This window comes from Reinekea blandensis MED297, from assembly GCF_000153185.1.
Taxonomy (GTDB): Bacteria; Pseudomonadota; Gammaproteobacteria; order Pseudomonadales; family Natronospirillaceae; genus Reinekea; species Reinekea blandensis.
Genome location: NZ_CH724151.1, coordinates 153,432 through 161,293, shown reverse-complemented (window position 1 = coordinate 161,293; position 7,862 = coordinate 153,432). Strand labels below are relative to the sequence as shown.

9 protein-coding genes are annotated in these 7,862 nt (G+C 52.8%); 6 read left to right on the top strand and 3 right to left on the bottom strand.

The features are described from left to right. The 6 genes from rpsM to MED297_RS09270 all read left to right on the top strand — a co-directional run. Nucleotides 1–110 (top strand): 30S ribosomal protein S13 (gene rpsM / locus MED297_RS21825; RefSeq protein WP_008044332.1); only part of this gene is annotated, 110 nt, incomplete at its 5' end. 42 nt (nucleotides 111–152) lie between these two features. Beyond that, nucleotides 153–542 (top strand): 30S ribosomal protein S11, encoded by a 390-nt coding sequence (rpsK, locus tag MED297_RS09290; protein WP_008044331.1) that lies wholly within the window; start codon nucleotides 153–155, stop codon nucleotides 540–542. A gap of 15 nt (nucleotides 543–557) precedes the next feature. Further along, nucleotides 558–1,178, top strand: a complete 621-nt coding sequence (gene rpsD, locus MED297_RS09285; protein ID WP_008044330.1) for a 30S ribosomal protein S4 — start codon at nucleotides 558–560, stop codon at nucleotides 1,176–1,178. 23 nt (nucleotides 1,179–1,201) lie between these two features. After that, nucleotides 1,202–2,203 carry a DNA-directed RNA polymerase subunit alpha gene (locus MED297_RS09280; RefSeq protein WP_008044329.1) on the top strand — a complete coding sequence of 334 codons (1,002 nt, stop codon included), beginning with the start codon at nucleotides 1,202–1,204 and terminating at the stop codon, nucleotides 2,201–2,203. Between the two features lie 30 nt (nucleotides 2,204–2,233). Beyond that, nucleotides 2,234–2,623, top strand: coding sequence for a 50S ribosomal protein L17 (gene rplQ / locus MED297_RS09275; protein WP_008044327.1), 390 nt, complete (start codon nucleotides 2,234–2,236; stop codon nucleotides 2,621–2,623). Between the two features lie 63 nt (nucleotides 2,624–2,686). Beyond that, a complete protein-coding gene (locus MED297_RS09270; protein ID WP_008044325.1) occupies nucleotides 2,687–3,541 on the top strand; it encodes a phosphotransferase family protein in 855 nt (284 codons plus the stop codon). A 47-nt stretch (nucleotides 3,542–3,588) separates the two neighbouring features. Here MED297_RS09270 and MED297_RS09265 read toward each other — a convergent pair whose 3' ends face one another. From MED297_RS09265 to MED297_RS09255, 3 genes are all read right to left on the bottom strand, one after another. Beyond that, nucleotides 3,589–4,854 (bottom strand): inorganic phosphate transporter, encoded by a 1,266-nt coding sequence (locus tag MED297_RS09265; protein WP_008044323.1) that lies wholly within the window; start codon nucleotides 4,852–4,854, stop codon nucleotides 3,589–3,591. Nucleotides 4,855–4,892: 38 nt separating this feature from the next. Next, a complete protein-coding gene (locus tag MED297_RS09260) occupies nucleotides 4,893–5,573 on the bottom strand; it encodes a TIGR00153 family protein (RefSeq protein WP_008044320.1) in 681 nt (226 codons plus the stop codon). Between the two features lie 135 nt (nucleotides 5,574–5,708). Beyond that, on the bottom strand, nucleotides 5,709–7,787 hold the full coding sequence (locus MED297_RS09255) for an alpha-amylase (RefSeq protein ID WP_008044318.1): 2,079 nt from the start codon (nucleotides 7,785–7,787) through the stop codon (nucleotides 5,709–5,711). Nucleotides 7,788–7,862: the final 75 nt, after the last annotated feature.

Sequence of the window (7,862 nt, the reverse complement as noted above, 5' to 3'; positions counted from 1 at the left end):
CTGGGTTGTACCGTGGTATTCGACATCGTCGTAATCTGCCCGTTCGCGGTCAGAACACGAAAAACAATGCCCGAACCCGTAAAGGTCCTAAGAAGCCGATCAAACGCTAAGTTTGATTCGCACTAACAAGTTTTTTACATAGGAAATCGAAGATGGCAAAGCCAGGTACGAAGTCACGTAAAAAGGTGAAAAAGCAGGTAGCGGATGGCATTGCGCACATCCACGCTTCTTTTAACAACACCATCGTGACCATTACGGACCGCCAAGGCAACACCCTGAGTTGGGCGACTGCTGGTGGCTCCGGTTTCCGTGGATCGCGAAAGAGCACTCCATTTGCAGCACAGATCGCCGCCGAGCGCGCCGGTACTGCTGCACAGGAATATGGTCTCAAGAATCTGGACGTTGAAGTTAAAGGTCCTGGTCCAGGTCGTGAATCTGCGGTACGCGCATTAAACGCGGTGGGTTATCGAATCAGTAACATTACTGATGTAACACCGATTCCACATAACGGTTGTCGGCCGCCCAAGAAGCGTCGCGTTTAATAAGGAGACAGAGTAATGGCACGATATATTGGTCCTAAGTGTAAGCTGTCTCGTCGTGAAGGCACTGACCTGTTCCTGAAGAGTGGCGTTCGCGCACTTGATTCTAAGTGCAAGCTCGAGACGGTACCGGGTGTTCACGGTGCTCGTCGTGGTCGGTTGTCTGATTACGGTATTCAGCTTCGCGAAAAACAGAAAGTACGTCGTACTTACGGAGTTCTGGAAAAGCAGTTCCGTAACTACTACAAAGAAGCGGCGCGTACCAAAGGTGCAACGGGCGAAGTCCTGCTGCAACTGCTGGAACGTCGTTTAGATAATGTTGTTTATCGAATGGGCTTTGGTGTAACCCGTGCAGAAGCACGTCAGTTGGTTTCACATAAAGCAATCTTGGTGAATGGCCAATCGGTAAACATTCCATCATTCCAAGTTAAGCCTGGTGATGTAGTGTCTGTTCGTGAAAAGTCAGCGAATCAATTGCGTATTAAAAGCGCTGTTGACGTGGCTGCAACACGTGCACCTGTTTCATGGGTTGAAGTTGATGCGAAGAAACTGGAAGGCAAGTTCAGCGCGGTACCTGAGCGTTCTGATCTGTCCCAGGACATCAACGAAAACTTGATTGTGGAATTGTACTCTAAGTAATCTCACTGCAAATAGGGGCATCTATGCAGCGTTCAGCAAACGACTTTTTGACACCACGTCACATCGATGTGCAGGAAGTAAACGCCAACCGGGCAAAGATTACGCTCGAGCCTTTAGAGCGTGGTTTCGGTCATACTCTGGGTAATGCGTTGCGTCGTATTCTGTTGTCGTCAATGCCAGGCGCAGCAATCACCGAAGTTGAAATCGACGGTGTATTGCATGAATACAGCACGATTGAAGGCGTGCAGGAAGACGTTCAGGAAATCCTGCTCAATTTGAAAGACGTGGCTGTTAAACTTCATGAACGTGAAGAATGCACACTGACTCTGCGTAAGTCAGGTGCCGGCACATTGACCGCTGGTGACATCCAGTTGGATCATGGTGTTGAAGTCGCGAATCCTGACCATGTAATTGCTCACCTGGGTAGCAGCGCCGATGTCAACATGACATTGAAAGTTGCTCTGGGTCGAGGTTACGTGCCAGCAGAAGCCCGCAGCAGCGAAGAAGACGAGAGCAAACCCATTGGTCGCTTGCAGTTAGACGCCACGTTCAGTCCGGTTGTTCGTGTTGCTTACAGTGTGGAAAACGCACGTGTCGAGCAGCGTACTGACCTGGATAAACTGGTTATCGAACTGGAAACTAACGGTACATTGGACCCGGAAGAAGCCATCCGTCGTTCAGCAACAATCCTGCAGCAGCAAGTTGCAGCCTTTGTTGATCTGGACCACCAGGCTGAAGCAGTTCAGGAGAAGGAAGAAGACAAGATCGATCCTATCCTGTTGCGTCCTGTTGATGATCTGGAACTGACTGTACGTAGTGCGAACTGCCTGAAAGCAGAGAACATCTACTACATCGGTGATCTGATCCAGCGTACCGAAGTTGAACTGTTGAAAACGCCAAACCTTGGTAAGAAGTCTCTGACTGAAATCAAGGACGTTCTGGCGTCGAAAGGTCTGTCTCTGGGCATGGTCCTGGAAGCTTGGCCACCTGCAAGTTTAAAGAATGACGATAAGGTTCTTGCGTAACCTTAAGTCTGACTGGTAAGGAATGTAGAAATGCGTCATCGTAAAAGTGGTCGTCACTTTAACCGCACCAGTGCTCACCGTAAGGCTATGTTGCAAAACCTGGCCAACAGCCTGTTCGAGCATGAAGTGATTAAAACGACCTTGCCTAAGGCAAAAGAACTGCGTCGCGTTGCTGAGCCGCTGATCACATTAGCAAAAGAAGACTCTGTTGCTAATCGTCGTCTGGCTTTCGACCGTACTCGTTCTGATGTTTCTGTAGGCAAGCTGTTCAATGAACTGGGTCCTCGCTACCAAGCGCGTCCAGGTGGTTATTTGCGTGTACTGAAGTGCGGCTACCGTGCCGGCGACAGTGCTCCAATGGCTATCGTTGAACTGGTTGACCGTCCTGAAGTTGACGAAGCAGACGCTTCCGAAGACTGAGACGTTCTTCCGTAAAAAGACCCGGCTTTTTAGCCGGGTTTTTGCGTTTAAGGGAGTAAAAAAGTGGCAAAACCGGAATTGATCGAATTGGCAACGTCTTGCTTTGGGCTCACCGTGGACGAGCAGCTGCCCATAGGCGAATCTTTTGCGTCTGAGGTGCTTCGTTTTCGCAGTGGCCGCCAGTGTTATGTCTTGAAACGTCCGTTTAGCTTGGAAAAAGCAGAGCGTGAGTACTTCTGGCTGAAGCGCCTCTCACATTGTCCGTTTGTTCCTGACGCCCTGGAGATCACCAAGGCGAACGACCATGGATTGATCCTGATGACATCCCTGGAAGGCATGCCGCTGAAAAGTTTTCATCAGCTGTCGCATCGTGACTTATCCAAGTTGGGGCACGATCTCAGGGCGCTGCATACTGTTTCAGCGGATAGTTTCGATGGCCATAAAAGCTGGCGTGAGCTGTTGCTCAGCAATACCGACCGCTACATCGATAAAATCATCGGCCCAGCACGAAAAACCGCAGAGATGGCTTATGCGAGGTTTCATGAGGGTATCGATGAGATACCGGATAGCTACCTGCCGACGGCGACCCATTTCGACTTTCGTGATGGCAATATCCTGGCTGATGAGTCCGGATACACCGGGATTATTGATTTTGAATCCATGCGGGGCGGACACGCCAGTATGGACTTCTTTAAATTGCTAACCCATCCCTCTGATATGAATGACATCGAGTTAACGGCGCTGCTGGCCGGTTATGGTTCAGCGGACTGGCTGGAGAGTATGGCGCAGTTAAAGCATCTGGTCGCTTGTTATGCGGTTTACCATGGTTTAGCCGGGTTGGCCTGGTGCAGTCAAAGAGAACAGACGAGTACTGAGTTTTATCAGCGGTGCGCAGGTTTTTTGGAACAGGGACGGTGAAGTGAGCGGCAGTGATCTGACGATCACTGCCACAGAAAGGCCTCGGCTTAACCGAATATGCCTTTCAATGTGAAGAAGAACAGAATCGACAGGAACGCACCGGCAGGCAGAGTGATGATCCAGCTGGATACGATGCTGCCGATCACCCGCAGGTTCAGTGCAGAAATACCACGAGCAAGACCAACACCCAGTACCGCGCCAACCAAGGTGTGTGTGGTTGAAACCGGCAGTCCGGTACCCGATGCAATGACGACGGTTGTCGCGGCGGCCAGTTCGGCGGCAAAACCCCGGCTTGGCGTCAGTTCGGTAATTTTACGGCCGATGGTGCCCATTACCTTGTAACCAAAGGTCGCCAGGCCGACGACGATACCGCCACCGCCCAACATCAGGATCCAGGAAGGCAATGCACTCTTGGCAAGAATTTCACCGTTGTTTTGAATGGTGCTGACCACAGCCGCCAATGGGCCAATGGCATTTGCTACGTCGTTCGAGCCGTGGGCAAAAGCCATCGCACAGGCGGTGAAGACCATCAGGACAGCAAAGACTTTCTCAACAGACGCGTAACGGAAGTCTTTGTTGGCCTTTTTGTCGATCTTAATCCGGGTCAGTAACAGGGCGCCTAATGCCATCACCAACAAACCAGCGACGACAGACAGGCCAGTAGACTGCAGGAAGCTCAGGTGCAGACCAATGTGCTTCAGGCCTTTCAGTAAGGTCACCATCGCCATCATGAAGCCTACCAGGAACATGTAGACCGGAACATAACGCTTGGCGTTCTGGAATGGGTCGTCGGTGTTCAGGATGAAGCGATAAACGCTGCGGAACAGGAAGAAGGCCAATGTACCCGACAGCACCGGTGAAACCACCCAGCTAGCGACGATCGAGCCCACTTTGCTCCAGTGTACGGCGTCAAAGTCGATACCGACCGCCGCAAAGCCGACAATCGCACCCACAATTGAGTGAGTGGTCGAGACCGGCCAGCCTTTCCAGGACGCAATGGCCAGCCAGATACCAGCAGCTAACAGGGCCGACATCATCCCGTAGACCAAAAGCTGCGGCTCATCGGCAAACACCGCCTGATCGACAATGCCCTTACGGATGGTACCGGTGACTTCACCACCGGCCAGATAGGCCCCGGCAAACTCAAAGATCATCGCGATGATGATCGCTTGTTTAATGGTCAGTGCTTTTGAGCCGACAGACGTACCCATGGCGTTGGCGACGTCGTTTGCGCCCACACCCCAGGCCATCAGAAAGCCAAATATGCAGGCCATAAAAATCAGGATTTGCCCGTATTCACTAATAACGAACATAAAACAACCTCAATAAAGTGGAATTTGAACCGCCGGACCTATTTGGCGATGATAATCTGGAGTCGAGAACCCACCCGTTGGGAAACGTCTGCCAGGTCGCCAATCATTTCGATGACGCGGTACAGAAACATCATTTCCAGCGGTGGGTAGTTGGTTTCGATGTCCCGCAGGGCGCGGCGCATCTTGATCTCGAATTCGTCAGTCTTATGTTCCTGCGCGTCGAGCTTGTCGAGCAGCTTATTAACAAAGTCCACTTCTTTGCTGCCAAAGCCGGTTTCGTACAGCTCATCGAGCTCGGCCATGGCTTCTTTTGCGCGCTTGGAGGTATTTACCGCAGCTTTTAAATACTTAGTCATCAGCGGTTGAATCTCGGTTGGGATCGACATTTCACGGCCGAGCATAATCCCGCTGATGTCTTTGGCGCGGTTAGCGATCCGGTCCTGCATGCTCAGCAGTTCCAGCAGGTCTTGTCGTGGCACGGGCATGAACAGGCTGTTCGGCAGATTTGCCCGAATGTCCCGTTTCATATCGTCAGCTTCGGCTTCCAGCTGAATGATCTCATTGCGATACTTTTCAGCGGTCTTGTAATCATTTGCCATGGCCGCTTCGAGGAACGGCTGCAACGCTTTGGTACAGGCATGGGCTTTACTGATGTGTCGCTGCATCGGCTTGACCGGTGATCGACCGAACAGTTGCGACAGTGGGCTGGTCACGGACATAAGCATTCCTTAATCGGATTGGGCCATTTGTGCCGCGCATTATAGAGATCTGAGTGTGTAATAAAACTGTAATGTCGAAAAATTACGCGGGTTGACCCGGGCTGAGACGACCCAGATCAACTCAATCGTGATCCGTTATTGCGCCTCATTGCCCGCGAACACAATCACCACGCTGTCATCGTCTTTTTGACGACTGAAAACGTAAGGGGAGTCACTGATTTTGCGATGTGTGCCGGCACCAATGGCAACATGACGATTCCGGAACTGACCGAGAATCTTCCAGTGGTTCAGCAGTTCGGCCCGATCGTCTTTGATGTCTTCCCAGTTCATGTCGGATCGGGTCCCCTGATGAAAATCATCGCCATAGGGCCCCAGCGGGCGTCCGGACTCGTCGCCATAATAGATCTGGACGCCACCGGGTAATAACAGAAACGGCGCGGCGACTCGTTTTTGCAGTTCCAGGCTTTGGTATTTGGCATAAAACAGCGTGGTGTCGTGGCTGCTGATGTAAGTCAGGGCATTAAAGTCCGGGTCGGCGTTCACCGTATTGGCGTACCGTTGAAACGTCTCGTCAAGTCGGTTCATGCACAGTGCCAGCTCATGGGCGGCTTCCTGAAACTCAAAGTTGATCAGGCTATCGAACCCTGCATCGTAGTAATAATCTTTATACAGAGGGTGGTCGAAGACTTCGCCGACCATCCAGAAGGGGCTGTCATCTAATGCTTGGTCGCCGTTGTCTGATTTCCAGTCGCGCAATGCCTCAGTGGCGGCTTGTTTGAGTTGCGACCAGCGTTCCAGTTCCACGTGCTTAGCGGTGTCGACACGAAACGCATCGATGCCATACTCACGAACCCAATAGGCTTGCCAGTCAATCAGGTGCTCAGCCACGGTCTGTTGCGTTGTCATGGCGCGGCTGTCAGCCTTATCAAGAAGGATCGGCGGTAACCCGACAGGCTCGGACGACTCGGTGCGGAAATCCGGTAAGCCGGCCAGCGCCATCGTCAAATCGTCTCCGCCCGGAGCTTCATAACCCGGGAAGCTTCCCCGAACCCAATCTGAGTTCCACCAATCGGCATTCCAAGCGGTACTGTTGTAGTCGATGGCGTCGTGAAAGCTGTGCCAGGTCTGGCCGGCGCTGGGCTGCCATTGGTTATCAACCCGCTCACCGGCTTTGAAGGCGTCCACGTCAAAATCGACCAGATCCTGCCCGGTGGCGTATCCCGCATGGTTAATCACCGCGTCCCATATCAGCCGGATATCACGTCGATGGGCTTCCTGAACCAACTCGCGCAGGTCAGCATCGGTACCGAAGTTCGGATCCAGGCGCGTGTAATCCAGTGCCCAATAGCCATGATAGGCATAGAACGGGAAGTCGCCGTTTTCGCCACCACCGACAAACCCGTGTACCTGTTCAACCAGTGGCGTCATCCAGATCGCATTGGCGCCCAGCGCCTCGATGTAATCGAGTTTGTCGATCAAACCGCGGATATCACCGCCGTGAAAAGTCCCGATTTCCTCTTTCCCGTCAGATTGTCGGCCGAAACTGTGGTCGTTGCTCGGGTCGCCATTGTGGAACCGATCCGTCATGACAAAGTAAACCGTCAGGTTGTCCCAGCTGAACGCAGACGGCTGATGTTCGGCCCGTTCGAGTAACAACAGGCCATTGCTGCCCTTGGCGGGCGTCAACGTGACCTGGCCATTCACCACTTCCGCGAGATGGCCGCTGTAATAATCGCGCAGAACCTCGCCGTCATTGAAAACGGACTGAACATCGACCGTTACCGGTCCGCCGGTCCAGACGTTACATTGAGTTTCCGGCAGGGGTCGCCGAAATGGGGTGGATGCCGTTTTTTGTGGTGTGAAAGTCAGGGTCAGGGACGGCGCTTGCGCATCCAATGTGAAGGTAAAGCTGCCGGGTACGCGTACCTTAAGTTCTAACGGCGCTTCTGCGCAGGCCGTCAACGGAATAGGGCGATTAAAGCGTACGCGTGTGTCGGGTGACCCACCCAAGTCGAAGGCACACTCACCCGAACGCTGTACGTGCAGCCGGTAGGAGCCTTTCTCCAGAGCCTGTTCGGCCAGGCCATCGGTGAACTCTGCCTGGATAACCGTGCGGTTCTCGGGTTCGACGGGTTCAATAGTTAAGGTGGCGGCCAAGAGCGCCGGGCTCATCAGCACCGACAGCAGACCAAAGGGCAGGGCAGGAAAACGCATAACACACCGTCGCAAAACAGGAACAAGCGGCTAGCGTACCGGTTTTATCCGGTACGAAGCAGGTTGTTTTCACGC